We start from the raw sequence: 16,940 nt of genomic DNA, 5'->3' as shown, positions 1-16,940 counted from the left end.
AATGGCACGGTGTTTAGGCGATCGATTGTTGACGTTATGTGGCTGTGTCGTGCGCAGCGGCGTCATGTGGCGCTGCGCCGAGAACGGTTTGTAAGTCGGCGTTACGCGTTTGCTGCGTATAGTTCAGGCGGTTTTCGAGATAGTCGAGGTGTTCACAGGCCAGCCGTGCCGCGGTTTCATCATCGCCGTTGAATACTGCATCGGCAATACCGCGATGATCCGCGGCCCGATAGCAGGCCGCTAAGCCAGGCACCTTGTAGAGCGCCACGGCAATCGATGTTTGTAGTATCAGATCGCGCAGTATTCGTCCCAGCACTTGATTCGGGCATGCGTCGGCCAAGTGTTGATGGAAATCAAGAGACAAATGGATGCGATCGTCGTGATGCTGCGCCTCGTGAGCCGTATGCTCGTTGTCCAAGATGGTTTCGAGGTGCTGGCGCTGATGCTCTCGCAGCTGGCCGGCCGTCTCGCGCATGACCTGCGCTTCGATATGACGACGTGCGGCGAATAATTGTGCGATCTCTTCCGGCGTGGGATTGGCAACCATCGCACTTTGATTGCGTCGCATGACGATAATCCGATCGTTGTCCAGACGGACCAGTGCCCGCCGTACGATCGAACGGTTGATGCCGTAAATCTCACTCAGTGTTAGTTCCGGAAGCCGTGTGCCCGGGTGCAGTTTCTGGACGAGAACCGCGTGGCGAATCGAATCGTATATTCGATTCTCGGCATCGATGGTTTGGCTCGTTTTACGCGACTGGTGGGCTGTGTTGGTCGCCTGCGGCGTGTTGGCCATGCCGTGAACAGTGGCGTGAAAGATTGATAACTATATATTACCACCTGTTTTGCGACAGTCGCGTACCAGATCTACAACTATTTGACTATTAATTTGTTGTCAATTTGTTGGCAATATTGTCACCAACTTGGAGCGGGCGCAGTTAATACGGTCGACCTGGGTGCCGCGCTGGCCGGGCGTAAACCAATGTGTCGAGGTCTGGCGTTAGCTATCGGTCAGGACTAGTGAGCTGCGGTTTCGGTCGACCATGAGGAGTTCATGACATGACGCAGGCTGTACGGTTTCTTCTTGGCGATACGCCGCGGGAGCTTCATGCCGTTGATCCGACCCAGACGGTGTTGCAATGGCTGCGCACCGAGGCGCGCCTTTGCGGGACCAAGGAAGGGTGTGCCGAAGGCGACTGCGGGGCGTGCACGGTTGTGATTGGCCGCGTGGATGCCGCAGGCCGGATGCGCTATCGCGCCGTTAACGCTTGTATTTTGTTCATGCCCATCCTCGATGGCTGTCAATTACTGACGGTCGAGCACCTCAAAGCCGAAAATGGCGCTCTGCATCCGGCCCAGCAGGCGATGGTGGATTGTCACGGTTCGCAGTGTGGTTTCTGCACGCCAGGTTTCGTGATGTCGCTATTCGCCATGTATCTCGAAGAAAACACACCTTCCCGGCAGCGCATCAACGATGTGATTGCCGGTAATCTGTGTCGCTGCACTGGCTATCGGCCGATTGTCGATGCGGCCGAGGCGATGTACGACTACGCATGGCAGGATCCGACTCTGGCCCATGCTCCGGCGACGGCCAGTCGTCTACAGGCCATGCATCGCGCCGATACGCTCGAGCTCAGCCACGATGGTCGACGTTATTTTGCACCGGTGGATGAAGTCGGACTGGCGCGTGTGCTGGCCGACTATCCCGACGCGACGTTGCTGGCCGGGGGCACCGATGTGGGGCTGTGGGTGACCAAACAGCATCGGGTCCTGGATGTCGTGATCTACGTCGGTGACGTTGCGGCGTTGCAGGGCATCGACGAACGAGCGCAGGAGGTCGTGATTGGCGCCGCTGTCACGCATAGTGACGCCATAGCTGTTATCGGGCGTTATTTCCCGGATTTCGGGGAATTGCTGCGCCGCTTTGGATCGACGCTTATCCGTAATTCGTCGACAGTCGGTGGCAATATCGCAAACGGCTCGCCGATTGGCGACTCGATGCCAGTGATGATCGCCCTCGGCGCGCATGTCGTCCTGCGTGGTCCGGATGGGGCTAGGGAACTGGCCTTGGAGGACTACTACATCGATTATGGCCAGCAAGACCGGCGTAACGGTGAGTTTGTCGAACAGATCCGTATCCCGCGGTTGTCGTCCGACGAACAGTTTCGTTGTTACAAGCTATCCAAGCGCTTTGATCAGGACATATCGGCCGTATGCGCGGCGTTCAAGTTGCGTCAGCGCGATGGTGTGGTGGCTGAATTGCGGACCGGGTTCGGCGGCGTGGCGGCCATACCAAAGCGTGCGACACAGACCGAGGCGGCAATTGTCGGCCAGCCATGGAATGAAACGACTGTCGCCGCGGGCGAGTCGAGTCTGGCCACTGAGTTATCGCCGCTGACCGACATGCGGGCCGGCGAGGATTATCGCCAGCTAGCCACGCAACAACTGTTGCGGAAATTTTTCGTCGAGACGACGCAGCCGGAAGCGCGCACGCGCATTCTCGAGGAGGCAGCTAACGTATGAACGAGCCTACACCCAAATCCAACCCTAGCGCACGCACGCCCAGGCCCCACGACAGTGCGCACAAACACGTCGCCGGCGAAGCCCGTTACGGCGATGACCTCGCCGAGCCGCGGGGGATGTTGTCGGTGTATGTGCGAATCGCCGATCGCGCCCATGCCCGTGTCACGCGCCTTGAGCTGGATAGTGTGCGGCGTGCATCCGGGGTCGCCGCTGTTGTCTCAGCCTCGGATCTAGCTGCGACAACCAACGATATCGGACCGGTGTTTCCCGGTGACCAGGTTTTTGCCGACGATGAAGTCCTGTTCTACGGACAGCCGCTTTTTGCCGTGGCCGCGGAATCGATTGACGCCGCGCGGCGTGCAGCAATGCAAGCCGATATCGCATATGACGATCTGCCGGCGATTCTGTCGATTGACGACGCACTTGCCGCAGAAACGGAAGTGGTGCCAGCTAAGACTTGGCACCGGGGGGATCCGGCGGGCGCGATCGCCGGCGCATCGCATCGGCTCAAGGGGCGTACGGAGATGGGCGGCCAGGAGCATTTCTATCTGGAGGGTCAGGTGGCGATGGCCGTGCCGCAGGAAGACGGTGACATGCTCGTGCACAGCTCGACCCAACACCCATCGGAAGTCCAGCACGCCGTCGCGAAAGTGCTCGGCCTCGCCGACCATGCGGTCACGGTCGAAAATCGTCGCATGGGCGGTGGCTTCGGCGGCAAGGAAACCCAAGGGGCGCAGTTTGCCGTGATTGCATCCCTGCTGGCGCAATGCACGGGCCAGGCCGTCAAGCATCGTCTCGACCGTGACGATGACATGACCATCACCGGCAAGCGTCACGGTTTTATTATCGACTACGATGTTGGTTTTGACGATGCCGGCCGGATCGACGGCATTGATGTCATGCAGGCCGCCGATTGCGGTTATGCGCCGGATCTGTCTCATTCCATCGCCGACCGGGCGATGTATCACGCAGACAACGCCTACTATCTCGAAAACGTGACCATCACGTCGCGTCGGTGTCGTACCCACAAAGTCTCGAACACGGCGTTTCGTGGTTTCGGCGGTCCGCAGGGGATGGTCGGCATGGAGCACATCATCGAGGAGATCGCCCGTTATCTGGGCCGCGATCCACTCGACGTGCGCAAGGTCAATCTCTACGGGACAACCGAGCGCAACGTTACGCCTTATGGCATGACCGTGGAAGACAACATACTCCACGAACTCATACCGGCACTGGAGAACCGGATCGATTACAACGCCCGGCGCGCGGCGATTCGCGAGTACAACGCCGCCAGCCCCTATGTAAAGAAAGGCTTGGCGTTGACACCGGTCAAGTTCGGTATCTCGTTTACCACCAAGTTCTTGAATCAGGCCGGCGCACTCGTGCTCGTGTACCTCGACGGCAGCGTGCAACTCAATCATGGTGGTACCGAAATGGGGCAGGGGCTGCATATCAAGGTGGCCCAGATCGTCGCCGAGGTTTTTGGTATCAACCTCGAGCGTGTGCGCATTACCGCGACCAATACCGGCAAAGTGCCCAATACCTCGGCGACGGCGGCATCGTCGGGCACTGATCTAAACGGTGCAGCCGCCTACAACGCGGCCAATAAAATCGTCGAACGCCTGTTACCCGTCGTGCGCGATCATTATGAAGTCGGATCGGATGAAAAGATAAGCTTTGCTGATAATGCCGTTTATGCAGGTCAGCGACGTTTGGCGGACTTTGCTGAAGTCGTCAATAATGCATATCTGGATCGGATCCAATTATCGGCCGCGGGTTTTTACGCGACGCCGAAACTGGAGGTCGATAAGTTAGGGCAGGGGCGGCCGTTTTTCTATTTCGCCTATGGTGTTGCGGCGACCGAAGTTCTGGTTGATACCCTGACCGGCGAACATCGCATGACGCGTGTTGATATTCTCCACGACGTCGGCCGATCGCTGAATCCGGCCGTGGACATGGGGCAGATTGAAGGCGGATTCGTCCAGGGCGCCGGGTGGCTGACCACTGAAGAGCTCTGTTGGGACGACGCCGGACGCATTACCACCCATGCGCCATCGACCTACAAGATTCCGGTGGCAAGCGACGTGCCGCCGCATTTTTACGCTGAAATCTACCAGCGTGGCGAGAACGTGGAAGAAGCTGTTTATCGCTCCAAAGCCGTCGGCGAGCCGCCGTTGATGCTTGCCATGTCGGTGCTGCATGCGATTAAGGACGCTGTCGCCGCTGTGGGCGATGGCCACCGGGCCGCGCCCTTGCACGCGCCAGCCACGCCCGAGGCCGTGCTGAAAGCCGTGCAAGCTATGCAGACAAGCGACAACCGCATCGCATCAGTCGAGCCGGTCACCGAGGAGATTGATTAAGCCGTGCCGCGTTTATTCGGGGTCTGGCCGAATATATTGTCGGATCCAATGCGCCGTGCTGATTGCCCATGAATGTGGACGCGTTCTGGCGCGCTATCGACCAGCGTCTGGCTGGTGGCGACATGGTTTTTATTGCATTGGTTGTCGCCAACACACGTGGCTCGCCCGGCACGTTGGGGGCTCGTTTGTTGCTCGATTCGTGCGCACACGTTGAGGGCACGATCGGCGGTGGCGTAATGGAGGCGAACGTGCTCGCGACTGGGCGCGAGGCTTTGCGCGAGCGTCCGCGCGCCCCCTGGCTGCAGCGTTTCGTGCATCGCCGAAACGCGGGTGATGATGCCTCTGGACTCGTATGCGCCGGTGAACAGACCAATCTTTTCGCTGTTCTTGAGCCATCGCGCCATCACGACGCATTGGCGCAATTCATTGCAGCGCTTAATGCGAGCGGTGCTAGCGCATGTCGTTTGCGCATCGATGCGACCGGTTTGTATAGCGAGTACGCCGAGCCCGATCCGCAGCGTGCTCGGTTTGGGCTGACACAGGACGAATCCGGTTGGCACTACATTGAGGAAAGCACGAACCGGCGGCGACTGGCGATCGTGGGTGCCGGTCACTGCGGGCAGGCACTGGCGCGATTAGCCGCCTGGGTTGGATATAGCGTCGATGTTTATGACACACGCAGCGAGGTTATCGCCACTGGCGACTGGCCCGAGGGGGTTCGGTGCCACGCGCTTTCTAGTTTCGCCGAACTCGATGCAACGCCGGCTTATCCAAAATTGACCACCGTGGTGGTCATGACCACGGCCGTGACTTTAGATATCGACGCACTGGCTGCACTTGCCGATCGGCAGTGGTGTTGGCTGGGCGTCATGGGCAGCCGCAGCAAGATCCGGGTAATCTGGAAGGCTTTGGCTGAACGTGGTTTATCGCGCGCTTCATTGGATGCAATCCACGCGCCGATCGGTCTGACGATGAAAAGCGATACGCCGGAAGAAATCGCGCTCAGCATCATGGGGCAAGTGTTGGCGAATGCCGGCCATACCGGTGACGCAGGGGCGCCACCGGCAAATGTGGGTCAAATGTTTATCGACACTTGATGGTTGCGGCGATCAGAACGCGGCGCGGCGGTAGTAGCGATAACGTGGATACCAGAAGTTTTTCTCCACCGCGTTGCTGATTGTTTCGTCCGACGAGGTCAGCGCGACTTCGTCACGTTGGGCCTGTTTGGCAACCGCGAAAGCGATATTCTTGCTGAGATCGCAGACGTCGGATAATGGCGGTAGTAACGAGCCCGTCTCGGATGTCGTGAGCGGCGAACTATCGGCGAGTGCCCGCGAGGCGGCCATGAGCATCTTGTCGGTGACGCGCCAGGCGTTGGCGGCAATCACGCCCAAACCGACACCGGGGAAAATATAGGCGTTGTTGCACTGGGCGATCGGGATGTTGCGTCCGTCATATGCGACGTCTGCGAACGGACTGCCCGTTGCCACGAGCGCCTGGCCTTGGGTCCAGGTCAGTATCTCATCCGGTGTTGCTTCCACGCGCGAGGTCGGGTTCGACAACGGCATGATGAATGGATGAGCGCAGTGGCTGTACATGGTTTTGATCAACGTTTCGGAAAATAGACCACGTTGACCGGAGACGCCGATTAAAACGGTTGGCCGCGCGTTTTCGACGACATTCAAAAGTGGTTCATCCGGGTGCTCGTTTGACCAGTGATCCAACTGTGTCGTGGGTTGAGCGAGCCGTGCCTGAAATTCGTAGAGGTCTTCCAGATCGTCGGTTAAAAGCCCCGGTTTGTCGACCATGAAAATGCGTTTTCGCGCTTCGGCCTCGTCAAGGCCTTCGTCGACCATGGCGACGATGATCTGCTCGGCAATACCGCAACCGGCCGAGCCGGCGCCCACGAACACGATCGTTTGTTCGGATACCTTTTCCTGTTTGGCGTTGCAGGCCGCTAGCAGCGAGCCAACGCAGACGGCCGCCGTGCCTTGGATATCGTCGTTGAAGCAGCAGATCTGTTCGCGGTAACGATCCAGGAGATGATTGGCGTTGGGTTGGGCGAAATCCTCGAACTGCAGAAGCGTTCGCGGCCAGCGCCGTTTGACGGCTTGTACGAATAGGTCGACAAACTCCTCGTAGGCTTCTTTCGAGACCCGTGTATGGCGCCACCCCATGTACATCGGGTCGGCTAGCAGCTCCTGGTTGTCGGTGCCGGCATCGAGTATGACGGGGAGTGTGTAAGCTGGCGACACACCGCCACAGGCGGTATAAAGTGAAAGTTTGCCAATGGGAATGCCCATGCCGCCGATGCCTTGGTCGCCGAGGCCAAGGATCCGTTGACCGTCGGTAACCACGATGACGCGAACGTTGTTCTTGGTCGCCGAGTGCAAGATATCGTCTATCCGGTAGCGATTCGGGTAAGAGATGAACAGCCCGCGGTGGTTGCGATAGATCTGGGAGAATTTTTCGCAGGCGTCACCGACCGTCGGGGTGTAGATAATCGGTAACATCTCCTCGAGATGTTCCTCCAGCAGGCGATAAAAAACGGTTTCGTTGTCGTCCTGGATGCCGCGCAAGTAAACATGCTTGTCCAAATTGGAACTGCATGCTTGGTATTGTTTGTAGGCGCGCTCAACCTGCTCCTGGATGGTTTCGATGTTCTGCGGCAAAAGCCCGACGAGATTGAAACTCTCGCGTTCTTCAGCGGTGAATGCGGTGCCTTTATTCAAAAGCGGCATTTCGAGCAGTGTCGGGCCAGCGTAAGGGATATAGACTGGTCGTTTGCCCCGCTCATCGGCTACGGGTTGCACCGATGTCGATTGCTTGTCGCTAGAGGTCGTCAGCGTTGAGTCGGGCATACGATCGTTTTTTGATGGGTCCACTGGTCCTACTCGGGCGTTGAAAAGTGCAAAAATCGAAACTGGGTGCGTCGGCAGCAACGCATCAGTGCTTGCATGCACAGCAAGGCATGCGTGACGCGTCGCATCCTGAGCGCACAGCCGATGGTCGCGATGCGGTCGCAGCGATTGGTTAGCGGCATATCGGTGCGTGAGCAGCTATGGATCATGGAATACCGAGCTGGTCGCGAAGTGCGGCAACATGTCCCTCGGCGGCCACATTATAATGTGCCTGTTCGACGATGCCGGCCGAGTCTAGCACCAGTGTGCTGCGTAGGACGCCGTCGAATGTCTGATCATTTACGGTTTTCTCGCCCCAAGCGCCCCAGGATTTGGCGACGTCACTGCCGGGGTCCGAGACCAGTTTAAAGCCAAGCGTGTGGTTCTCCCGAAACGCGGCCAGCGTCTCGGGATCGTCAGGTGAAATGCCGAGCACGCTAAAGCCGGCCGTATGCAATGCCGTGAGACTGTCGCGAAAGTCACAGGCCTCGGTCGTGCAACCGGGGGTTTCGGCTTTGGGATAGAAGTAAACGATGACAGGCGTGCCGCGGTAGTCGCTCAGACGCACATGGCTGCCTTTGTCATCGATGAGTTCGAAGTCGGGGGCTGGCGCGTCGATGCTCAGTTCACTAGTCATAACCAAGGGCCTCTAATTGAAAAATACTAACCGGCCCGGCAGCGCGTTAGCACTGTCGGGCCCGGTGGCTAATTGACGGTTAGAATTCATATTGGAGCGAGAAACGGTTTTCCCAGTAATCGCGGCCTTCATGCTTTTGAGTCTGATAAGCAAAGAAGTTGCCGACACTGAATCCTTCCAAAGCTCCTTGAAAATGATAAAAGCCGAAAACGAGATACTCCGATTGGCCGATTGAATCAGCACCGGCCGCGGGTTTTAGATCCATATAGGAATAGCGGGCGCCGACAAAGGTGTTCGCTGTCGGAGCGCCTTTAACATTAACGGCATAGGCATTACCCGCACCTAGATCCTGGGTGCTGGTTAAGTACGGTTGGGCAAAAAGCGGGCCCGAAGCCTCCTGGGTCGCGTATGGGGTTACTGGCGCTCCGTTTAGAAACGCGCCCGTTTCGTGGGGCATGTAATCGTAGCTCAGGGATGCAGTCAGCGAGTTGTGCTTTAGACCGACGCGTGCGCCATATGTTTGGTTGTCGATCTCGCCGAGATAAGCATCGCCGGTATCGGTTTCGCGCATGGCTTGGATCGACGCGAACGGCTTGATTGAACCGGTGGATTGGGTAATCGTTGCGTCGCCATAGTACATGTTGGCGTAGTCCATATAATTGAAAAACCATGCACGACCCTCGAGCGTGGTCGGACCCAACTCCCCTTTGTTACCGGCACCAATGGCCCAGAAGCCATCGGTATGGTGTGACGTGTTCGCGGGAAATGGTTTAAAAGATTGGTTGTAGTTGGTCTTGCGGGCGAACTCGTCGTTGATACGTGATTTATAGCGAAACATTCGCATCACGGTCAGATAGCGTTCGGCATCGCCGTAGCGGAGTTTGACGCCTTGGTAGAGTTGCGGAATGATCCGGAAGTCGTAAGTCGATGTAAATGGTGCGTTTTTCAGTGCCTGATTGCCGGCACGAATGCGTAAATCATCCCCTTGCCATTGGATATAGGCTTCGCCGAGCGTCGAGATATCGTCCTGCAGATCACGGTTTGCCGGATTGGTGCTTGTGAAATTCCGCTGGGCGTAGGCACTCAGCCGTAATGAAAAACCGTGTAGCGATGCCGTGGTATAACCGATTTTGCCGCCAATCGTAGCGGCCTCACGGTCATCGTTGTCAAAAAAGGCATTGTGGTTATTATAATTCAAAAGTCGAAAATAACCATCGACGCTGCCTTGGGTGAACATCTGTCTTAAATTGTCGGCTTGCTTGGGTTGTTGTTGAGCAGCCGCCGATTGAGAAACAAAACTCCCTGTCAGCGTGGTTAATGTTAAGCCAGTCAGAAAAAATACGGCTCTGGCTTTGGAGTGGCTTATCGGCTCGAACATACCGTCTTCCTCCTCTGATCGCGCCCTTTCCGGGCACATTTAATGCATGGGCAAGTAACCAAGACGCGCTCAAGCCGCGAGTACACATGCAGCCTTCGGCTGGGCTCCACGAACCTAAGATAGTCGTGTTTTTGAGCGGTCTGAGCATGATGTTGAGCTGGTCAGCTTGGATGCGAGTTGTGTTGCACAACGGGCACCTCATTGCCTTTCGCATCGATTACCTGTCCGTTGATCACATGGTCGCCGTGTTTCAGTGCGGCGGACACGCCGGGGGAAAGTTGGCGCCCCGTTCCGGCGGCGGCAAACACGGATGGCTCCTCGGGGGTGCCAAGATGAATGTGATTGAACAAAATATTGAGCGAAACCGCGACGATGGCGGCTGAGCTGATTCCAGAGCTTGCGATTGTCTGAAACCAGCTTGGAAATTGAGCATAGAAATCCGGTGCCGCGGCTGGGATGATGCCCACGGAGATCGTGACCGCGACAATGATCAGGTTCATGTTGTGGCGATAATCGACGTCCGCGAGCATGCGTATGCCACTCGCCGCCACGGAACCGAAAAGTAAAAAGCCCGCGCCGCCCAGTACAGCCGACGGAATGGCAGTAACAATACGACCGAGAATTGGAAACAGGCCGAGGATCACGAGTATGCCGCCGGCCGTGGCGACCACGAAGCGTGATTTGACGCCGGTGACCGCAACTAGCCCGATGTTCTGAGCGAAAGCGCTTTGCGGGAATGAGCCAAAAAACGGCGCGATAATCCCGGAAGCCATATCCGCCCTGAGACCGGCCGTGAAACGCTTGTTGTCAACCTTCGTGCCGACGATTTCGCGGAGCGCCAGAATGTCGGCGGTGGTTTCGGTCAAGATAACGAGGATGCCGATGATCATCGACACAATGGCCGAGAGGTGAAAGGTGGGCATCCCGAAATGGAGAGGTGTGGGAAAGGCGAAAACAGTACTGGAAGCAACGCCCGAAAAATCGGCCTTGCCCAAGGGCAGTGCGATAACGGTGCCGGCGACGATCGCCAACAGGATCGCGAGCCGGGATATGACGCCGCTTTTGAATTTGCTAAGTACCAGTCCGATAGCCAGCGTTATGGCACCAAGCCCGATGTTGCTCAGGCTGCCGTAGTCGGCGGCCGTGCTGTCGCCACCCATCGTCCAGTTGATCGTGACTGGCAGTAGCGACAGTCCGATCACCGTTATCAAGCTGCCGGTCACGACAGGTGGGAAAAAGCGAAGTGCTTTGGAAATAACGGGCGCGAACAAAAATCCGAAAATCGAAGCCACGAGCACGGCGCCGAAAACGGCCTGGAGGCCGCCGGTGGCCGACACGATCGCCGTCATGATGGCAACGGTATCGAACGAAACTCCTTGCATTAATGGCAATTGACTGCCGATGAAAGGTAACCCCAGCGTTTGCAGGAGCGTGATCAGGCCACCCATGAAAAAGGCTGCCGTAATCAGGAAAGCCGTGTTGGCATCTGACAAATTGGCCGCCTGGCCGACGATCAGCGGTACCGCGACCAAGCCGGCATACATTGTCAAAACATGCTGAAAACCATAGGCGAGGGTTAGAAACGGGGGCTGACGGTGGTCCTCGGGACGAGGGGATGCGGTGCGCGCGTTTTGAGTATCAGCCTGATTGCGTTTGTTGCCACGAATCGACATAAGCACCCTCGTTGTCGTTGTTACCGACGGCTACTTGCTGGTTATCCTCGTTAGAGGTGACTGGGATTTCGTGGCCGTCGGCATCGTAAATTCGACCGTTTTCGCAGTGGTCGCCTTCTTCGAGTGCATCGGCGACGTCTTGATGAATCTCACGGTCGGTGCCGGCTGCGAATACAGATGGACTTTCCGGTGTCCCGAATCGTAGATGGTTGAATAACAGGTTGAGTACCAAGGCGACCAGTGCAGTGGCGCTGATGCCGGAGTGAAAAATCGTTTGAAACCAGTCCGGAAAATTGTCGTAGAAATGGGGCGATGCGATCGGTATTAGCCCAACGCCGACCGAAACCGCGACGATGATCAGGTTCATGTTGTCGCGATAATCGACCGAAGCCAGCGTGCGAATGCCACTCGCAGCAACGGTGCCGAACAGGATGAGGCCGGCACCGCCTAGAACAGCCAGCGGCAACGAGGTGATGACGTTGCCGATGATCGGGAAAAGACCCATCACAACGAGCAGGCCGCCACCGATGGCGACGGCATAACGGCTCTTGATGCCAGTAACTGCGACCAGGCCGATGTTCTGAGCGAACGCGCTCATCGGGAATGAACCGAAAAACGGCGATACCAGGCTGGCTGTCATATCGGCGCGCAGACCGTTAGCCACCCGCCTGCTGCTGATGTCAGTGCCGATGATCTCGCCGACGGCGATCATGTCGGCGCTGGTTTCGGTCAAAATCACCAGCATGACGATAACCATCGAAATGATGGCTGCGATGTTGAAAGTTGGTAGCCCGAAATGGAGTGGCTTGGGCAGCGAGAAAACCGAGCTTGTGGTAACCGATGAAAAATCGGCTAGACCGAATATCGTGGCGATGCCTGTGCCGGCGATAATGGCTAACAAAAATGAAAGCCGCGATATCGCGCCACTGCCGACTTTGCTGAAAAACAGCGCAATCGCCAGTGTGGCTGCGGCTAGCCCGATGTTGTGCAGACTGCCGTAATCGGCTGCGGACTCATCGCCGCCCATCGCCCAGTGTGTGGCGACCGGCAGTAAGGATATGCCGATGATCGTTATGACGCTGCCGGTAACGACCGGCGGGAAAAAACGGATGACACGGGAGAAAATCGGGGCGATACCGATGCCGACGAGCGCGGCGACCATCACCGCGCCGAAAACAGCTTGTAGGCCGCCGGCGTTGCCGGCGATCGCCACCATGGTCGCCACGGCTGCGAACGAGGTGCCCTGAACAAGGGGCAGTTGCGCGCCGAGATATGGCGCGCCAAGCGTTTGCAATAACGTGGCCAGGCCGGCCATGAAGAACGTGGCTGTGATGAGATAAGCGGCAGAAGCGTCTGATAGACCGGCCGCTTGTGCCATGATCAATGGCACGGCTAATAGGCCTGCGTACATGGTCAGTACGTGCTGGAGGCCATAAGCAATGCCCAGGCCGGGCGATAGTCGACGGTCTTCGGGCCGCGTTCCCGCGGCGTCGTTATCGGCCTCGGCCTTTGTCGTAAGCTGGTCCTGGGACGCGACCATGGGCCACCTCCTTAGTTGCGTCGTACAAAAAGCGGTGCGACTGGCGGTGAGTTCACGCGCAGCCGCACGCTGTGTCGGTCAGCAAAAACCGGCCATGTTTTCCCAGGCATTGCCGGCATCGGTGGCGTCGTCGCGGGCGACCGTGGCTTCGATCAAGCCATAGGGGCGATCCGCGGCGAAGAACACCTCGTTCGGGTTGTCTTCGCCGAACGGCGATAGATCGACGACGAAGTGGTGCTTGTTCGGCATCGAGAACTTGATTTCGTCGATCTCGGGGTGGGCCGACAATGCCTTGCTGGCCATCTCATAGAGCGTGTGCTGCAAGGCGTAGGAATATTTTTCGGCAAAGCCTTCTAGAAACAGGTGCTTGACGCTTTCGTAGACGGCGTTGAAATCGACATCCGAGGTGTTGTAGCGCCAGCGTGCCTTGACGTCGGTGGCCAGGATTCGGTCTTCGGTTTCGGGCAAGGTTGTGTAGGTGTCCTTGGGATAGCCGACAAAACCCGAGGCCGTTGTCTTTAGCACGGTCAGATTGGATAACCCGCCGAATACGTGCGTCGTGTCGCCATCGCGGACGACCACGGCGGTCCGGGTCTCCTGGCCGTCACGCACGAACGAATGGTTTTGGCCTGGCCCATCGATTGGGATGCGATTCCAGCCGAACTGCTCGGCCTCCCAGCGGCCACCGCTGACCCAGTCGAAATTCGAAGTGAAATGGTCGGCCAGCCGTAGCAGAAAGCGTTCGGGGGATTGGACGCCGTGGCGAGCAAAGCCGAATACGGTGTTTTTCTGCGTATCGGTGGCGATGACGTGCTCGTTGTTACCCGTGTAGTGAGCCGAGTCAAAATCGCCGCGCAACTCCGATGTGACGTTGAGATCTTCGATCTCATGGCGCTCGGTATCGCGCGTGACCTTTACCAAACGCACCTCGGCTTTACCGAACTGGTTGGTGCCAAGCACGAAATTGTGGTTACTCATTTCAACTGCCTCGATAGGTGGAGTAGGCGAACGGGCTGAGCAGAAGCGGCACGTGGTAGTGCTCGTCGATGTCGGCGAGCGTGAACACAAGGCTGACTTCCGGAAAAAACGTAGACACGCCCTGGCTGGCGAAATAATCGCCGGTGAAAAACGTCAGGCGATAGTCGCCGGCGGGCTGTGAGGCCGCGCCGAGGTCGCGAGCGCGGCCGTCGCTGTCGGTTTGGCCGGTCGCGATGGTTGTCCAGCCGTCGCCGCTGCGCGCAGCGAGCTCGACGGTGACGCCGGGCGCGGGCCGACCGGCGGCTGTGTCCAGAATATGCGTGGTGATGTGCGAGGCACTCATTCGGTAATGGCTCCTTCTAGTCGTGTAATGGCGATTTCGCGAAGCTGGCCGGCTATTTCGTCCAGTTCGGTGGCTTCTGAGTTGTCCATGCGGCGGCGCAGCTCGGTGAGAATCTCGGACCGGTCGCGGCCGGCGGCGCGAATCAGGAACACGCGCCCGAAACGTTGCTCGTAATCGAGGTTGCCGGCTTCCAGCGCTTGCTCGAGGTCGGTGCTCGATTCGCCGAGGTTGGCTTGTTCCGCGGCGGACATCCGCGCCTCGGCACCGCTACCGCTGGCGCGTTGGCCGATACGTGGATGGTGGACGAGGGCGCCGTCGATCTCGGCGGTGGAAAACGGGCGGGCGGCGATATATGCCTGCTCGCGTATGGCCGCTGTATTTGTGTAAGGCCGTTGATCGACGACGGCCTCGTACCAGCGTGGAATATCCAGGCAGGGGCGAGCAGCCGCGATGGCGGTATCGCGGTCGGCCACGTTGAATTCGTCGAGTGTCATCGTTTGTCTTTTGGCATGTTGAGCATATGGACGCGATATCAGGCGGCGAGATCGACAACACGCCGCGCCACGGCGAGGTCTTGCAGGCCGACCCCCGTACCGTCGAACACGGTGATGTCAGCGTCAGTGGCTCGGCCTGGGCTGTCGCCGGTAATCACGCCGCCGACGGCGGTAATGTCGTCGACCGTTAGCGCCCCGGCAGCGACCGCGTGTTGGCACTCGCCAAGTGTGGCTGCCTGGGCGGGCTCGTCGGTGAATACGCGCGCGTTGGTCAGAATCCGGTGGTCGATTTCTTGCTTGCCCGCTGTATCGGTGCCCATGCAGGCGAGATGCGTGCCGGGCCGGATTTGGGAGGCATCCAGAAGTGGTTCGTTGCAGGACGTGATAGTGATGATCACGTCGGCCGTTTGGCCGAGTTCGTCGCGCGTTACGCTTTCGAACTCGAGGCCGAGCTCATGGGCCACTGCCGCCAGGCGATCCAGCCCGTCGGGCGCGATGTTCCAGGCAACGACACGCTCGAAGTTGCGCTGGGCGGCAGCGGCGCGCAGTTGGAACGCCGACTGATGACCAGCGCCGACGATGCCGAGTGTCCGGGCATTGCTGCGAGCCAAGTGCCGGATAGAAACCGCACAGGCTCCGCCCGTGCGCATCGCCGTGAGGTGATTGCCGGAGACCAGATCGGTCGGCTGGCCCGTATCGGGGTCAAACAGAATGATTGTGGATTGGTGATTGGTCAGGCCATGATCGGCGTTGTGCGGCCAATAGCCGCCGGCCTTTACGCCCAGCGTCAGTGAGCTTTTATCGATGCCGGATTTGAAGCCATAGAGGGCATCGGCGTAGCCGATCGCTTCGCGAACCACGGGGAAATTTCGTGCGTCGCCTTTCGCCATTCCGGCGAAAACGCGTTCGATCGCTTCAAATGCCACAGCCTCGTCGACGATCGAGCGGGCTGTTGCCTCGTCGATGAATTGGATCGGTTGCGTTCCCATCGTTACAGGCACATGCCGCGTGCTGTCACGGGTAGCAAGCGTTCGACGACACCGTTGCGGACGCCGACATACCAGTCGTGGATGTTGACTGTCGGGTCGCAGTGGCCGGGTACGAGTTTGAGTTTGTCGCCGAGCGACAAATGATTCGACGGATCGCTGATCACACCGTGTTCGTCCGACGCGCCCAGATATTCAATGTCGTCACGGCTAAAGACCACAGCCGGCCCTGAGTCCACACTCTGGGCCTTCAGGCCGGCGTCGCAGATTGCTTTTTCTGTCTTGGTCTTGCTCATCACCGTGGTGTAGAGAAATAGGCTGTTTTCGAAATCGTCGATCAGGCGGCCGTCGGCCATGTGAATACGCTGATAATCGGCGTCCATGAAGATATAGGAGCCGCACTGGAGTTCGTTATAGACCTCGCTGGTGCCTTCGAACTCGTAGGTGCCCGTGCCAGCACCCCCAACGATGTCGCAGCTAAGCCCCTCAGCGGCTAGATGCCCGACGGTGTCGCGCGTCATGGCCACGGCCTCGTCGATCTTGGCCTTGCGTTCGGTGTAGTCGTGTACGTGTTGCGCTTTGCCCTGGTAGGACTGCAGGCCAGCAAAGACCAAGTGATCGGCAGCCGCGATTTTCTTGGCGATCGGCACTGCGTCGGCGCCGGGTGCCACACCACAGCGGCCGGCACCGACATCGATCTCGACAAGGACTTCCAGCGTTACGCCAAAGCGGGCCGCGCCCGCTTCGAGGTCGTCGACGTTGCCGGCGTCGTCGGTGCAGACCAGCACCCGTGCCTGGGTCGCCATGGCCGCCAAGCGATTGATCATATGTGGGCTGACTACTTCATTGGACACAAGCAAGTCGCGCACGCCGCCATGGAGCAGGGCTTCGGCCTCGCTGACTTTCTGACAGCAAACGCCGACCGCGCCGTGGGCGAACTGGTCGTGCGAGATGTCGGCCGATTTATGGGTTTTGGCGTGTGCCCGGTGGCGCAGGCCGTGGTCCGAGACGAAATCGGCCATGCGTTTTAAGTTGCGCTCGTATGCGTCGAGATCGATCAGCAGACACGGCGTATCCACGTCTTCTATACGGGTGCCGATTTCTGCCGGGATATTCAAAGCCATCGTT

Annotated in this window: 14 protein-coding genes; 3 read left to right on the top strand and 11 right to left on the bottom strand. The window is 58.4% G+C overall.

Translation table 11 applies throughout. The features are described 5' to 3' along the window. Positions 1–34: 34 nt before the first annotated feature. Positions 35–796 carry a GntR family transcriptional regulator gene (locus HKX41_04850; protein NNC23484.1) on the bottom strand — a complete coding sequence of 254 codons (762 nt, stop codon included), beginning with the start codon at positions 794–796 and terminating at the stop codon, positions 35–37. A gap of 263 nt (positions 797–1,059) precedes the next feature. Between HKX41_04850 and xdhA the strand changes: the two genes are divergently transcribed. The 3 genes from xdhA to HKX41_04835 all read left to right on the top strand — a co-directional run bounded on the left by xdhA (position 1,060) and on the right by HKX41_04835 (position 5,980). Further along, on the top strand, positions 1,060–2,523 hold the full coding sequence (xdhA, locus tag HKX41_04845) for a xanthine dehydrogenase small subunit (protein ID NNC23483.1): 1,464 nt from the start codon (positions 1,060–1,062) through the stop codon (positions 2,521–2,523). After that, entirely contained in the window at positions 2,520–4,883 is a 2,364-nt protein-coding gene (xdhB, locus tag HKX41_04840; GenBank protein ID NNC23482.1) for a xanthine dehydrogenase molybdopterin binding subunit, read from the top strand. Before xdhA ends, xdhB begins: the two co-directional genes overlap by 4 nt. A gap of 68 nt (positions 4,884–4,951) precedes the next feature. Next, a complete protein-coding gene (locus HKX41_04835; GenBank protein NNC23481.1) occupies positions 4,952–5,980 on the top strand; it encodes a hypothetical protein in 1,029 nt (342 codons plus the stop codon). A gap of 12 nt (positions 5,981–5,992) precedes the next feature. Here the strand turns inward: HKX41_04835 and HKX41_04830 are convergent, their stop codons facing one another. The 10 genes from HKX41_04830 to HKX41_04785 form a co-directional block, all read right to left on the bottom strand. Continuing rightward, positions 5,993–7,744 carry an NAD-dependent malic enzyme gene (locus HKX41_04830; GenBank protein NNC23480.1) on the bottom strand — a complete coding sequence of 584 codons (1,752 nt, stop codon included), beginning with the start codon at positions 7,742–7,744 and terminating at the stop codon, positions 5,993–5,995. Positions 7,745–7,949: 205 nt separating this feature from the next. Beyond that, positions 7,950–8,420 carry a thioredoxin-dependent thiol peroxidase gene (gene bcp, locus HKX41_04825; GenBank protein ID NNC23479.1) on the bottom strand — a complete coding sequence of 157 codons (471 nt, stop codon included), beginning with the start codon at positions 8,418–8,420 and terminating at the stop codon, positions 7,950–7,952. A 79-nt stretch (positions 8,421–8,499) separates the two neighbouring features. Further along, positions 8,500–9,798 carry an outer membrane porin, OprD family gene (locus tag HKX41_04820; protein NNC23478.1) on the bottom strand — a complete coding sequence of 433 codons (1,299 nt, stop codon included), beginning with the start codon at positions 9,796–9,798 and terminating at the stop codon, positions 8,500–8,502. A 161-nt stretch (positions 9,799–9,959) separates the two neighbouring features. Next, positions 9,960–11,471, bottom strand: a complete 1,512-nt coding sequence (locus tag HKX41_04815) for a purine permease (protein NNC23477.1) — start codon at positions 11,469–11,471, stop codon at positions 9,960–9,962. Next, positions 11,437–13,011: a purine permease gene (locus HKX41_04810; protein NNC23476.1), complete on the bottom strand. Its 1,575-nt coding sequence runs from the start codon at positions 13,009–13,011 to the stop codon at positions 11,437–11,439. The genes HKX41_04815 and HKX41_04810 overlap by 35 nt, the downstream gene beginning before the upstream one ends. Positions 13,012–13,089: 78 nt before the next feature. After that, positions 13,090–13,989 carry a urate oxidase gene (gene pucL, locus HKX41_04805; GenBank protein NNC23475.1) on the bottom strand — a complete coding sequence of 300 codons (900 nt, stop codon included), beginning with the start codon at positions 13,987–13,989 and terminating at the stop codon, positions 13,090–13,092. A 1-nt stretch (position 13,990) separates the two neighbouring features. Further along, the gene (uraH, locus tag HKX41_04800) at positions 13,991–14,332 is read right to left on the bottom strand and encodes a hydroxyisourate hydrolase (GenBank protein ID NNC23474.1); all 342 of its coding nucleotides are present in this window, start codon (positions 14,330–14,332) and stop codon (positions 13,991–13,993) included. Then, complete coding sequence (gene uraD / locus HKX41_04795) at positions 14,329–14,826, bottom strand: 2-oxo-4-hydroxy-4-carboxy-5-ureidoimidazoline decarboxylase (protein ID NNC23473.1); 498 nt, start codon at positions 14,824–14,826, stop codon at positions 14,329–14,331. The genes uraH and uraD overlap by 4 nt, the downstream gene beginning before the upstream one ends. Before the next feature lie 38 nt (positions 14,827–14,864). Continuing rightward, on the bottom strand, positions 14,865–15,815 hold the full coding sequence (locus HKX41_04790) for an ornithine cyclodeaminase family protein (protein NNC23472.1): 951 nt from the start codon (positions 15,813–15,815) through the stop codon (positions 14,865–14,867). 2 nt (positions 15,816–15,817) lie between these two features. Next, on the bottom strand, positions 15,818–16,936 hold the full coding sequence (locus HKX41_04785; GenBank protein NNC23471.1) for a DSD1 family PLP-dependent enzyme: 1,119 nt from the start codon (positions 16,934–16,936) through the stop codon (positions 15,818–15,820). Between the last annotated feature and the right edge of the window lie 4 nt (positions 16,937–16,940).

Source organism: Salifodinibacter halophilus, from assembly GCA_012999515.1.
In the GTDB taxonomy this organism is placed as follows: Bacteria; Pseudomonadota; Gammaproteobacteria; order Nevskiales; family Salinisphaeraceae; genus Salifodinibacter; species Salifodinibacter halophilus.
Note: the sequence above shows the minus strand (reverse complement) of the source record. Positions and strands in the feature narration are given on the sequence as shown.